This is a genomic window from Cryobacterium sp. MLB-32, from assembly GCF_000738085.1.
Classification (GTDB): Bacteria; Actinomycetota; Actinomycetes; order Actinomycetales; family Microbacteriaceae; genus Cryobacterium.
In genome coordinates this window covers 1-989 of record NZ_JPRS01000428.1, presented here as the reverse complement: position 1 = coordinate 989, position 989 = coordinate 1, and the positions used below count along the sequence as shown (strand labels likewise).

The 989-nt window shown below is 63.3% G+C and carries 1 protein-coding gene and 2 pseudogenes; 2 read left to right on the top strand and 1 reads right to left on the bottom strand.

What is annotated here, in order from left to right; translation table 11 throughout:
* Nucleotides 1-169: 169 nt before the first annotated feature.
* Nucleotides 170-289, bottom strand: coding sequence for a hypothetical protein (locus tag JF66_RS25470; protein WP_369798073.1), 120 nt, complete (start codon nucleotides 287-289; stop codon nucleotides 170-172).
* A 29-nt stretch (nucleotides 290-318) separates the two neighbouring features.
* Here JF66_RS25470 and JF66_RS19130 point away from each other — a divergent pair.
* Together JF66_RS19130 and JF66_RS19125 are read left to right on the top strand one after the other, a co-directional pair.
* Nucleotides 319-564: pseudogene (locus JF66_RS19130) on the top strand (LysR substrate-binding domain-containing protein); the annotation flags it as partial.
* A gap of 207 nt (nucleotides 565-771) precedes the next feature.
* Nucleotides 772-989: pseudogene (locus JF66_RS19125) on the top strand (isochorismatase family protein); the annotation flags it as partial.

The window sequence follows — 989 nt, the reverse complement described above, 5'->3', positions numbered from 1 at the left end:
CCAAGATTTCACTGCTGACGGAACGACGTACCGCTGGCTAGCTGTCGCCGACTACGTTTCACAGCTCAACTGGGTCGACGGCGACACTGACGAAACGGTAAATCCAGACACGTAGTCTGACCTCCGTTGCACGCAGCTACCTCGGCAGGTGCACGAACGAGAGAATCCGCTACCTGATGGGACACATCGGCCTGATCACGATCTGACCGCGCTGGGCCATCGGATGCTTCGCCCTGCTCTCGATCGCTGCCTCAAGGCAGCCGGACCCAATCACGTCAAATCTAGCGATCCGCTCCTTCGTCGCAGCGAACGGCCCAGCAGCGACTGGGCGTGGCCCTGTTGCCCGAATTCGCAGCCCAGGCCGCCCTCAACGTGCGCCGCATTCCCGTGGGCACCGTGCCCGAGTTCACCGTCTACCTCGCCGCGTCCCGCAAGCGGCGAGCGTCGGCCGCGGTGCGAGCTTTCGTCAACCTGGCGCTCTCCGGCGAGCAGCCCGGCGGCCCCTCCGATCCCGCCCCGCGCGCGCCCCTAACTGCTCCCGAAGCGCGCGTGCAGTCAAGCTGAGTGGAGTCACTTGGTTCCCAAGTGACACGTCATCGGCTCGCTCGGTCCCGCGGTGGTGTGGCCCCGGATCCGTCGCGCTGGAGGTTCGGCTTACCGGCATAGCCTCTGTGCCGAACTGCTGGGCGCTGATCGCCGCGGTGCCGACGTCATGGGATGCTGAATGGTGACTAAAGATCCCGCCCTGAAAATAACAAGGAGCCCTGAATCGTGATCCAACTACCCTCGATCGATGATCGCACCGCGCTGATCGTCGTTGACGCTCAGCAGGGATTTGACCAGGCCGACTGGTGGGGACTCCGAAACAACGCTGACTGTGATCAGAACATCGCAGCGTTAGTGAACGAGTGGCACAGGCTTTCGCGACCGGTCGTCTTCGTGCAGCACAATTCCTCCAATCCGCTCTCCCCGCTGCACCCCAGCAATCC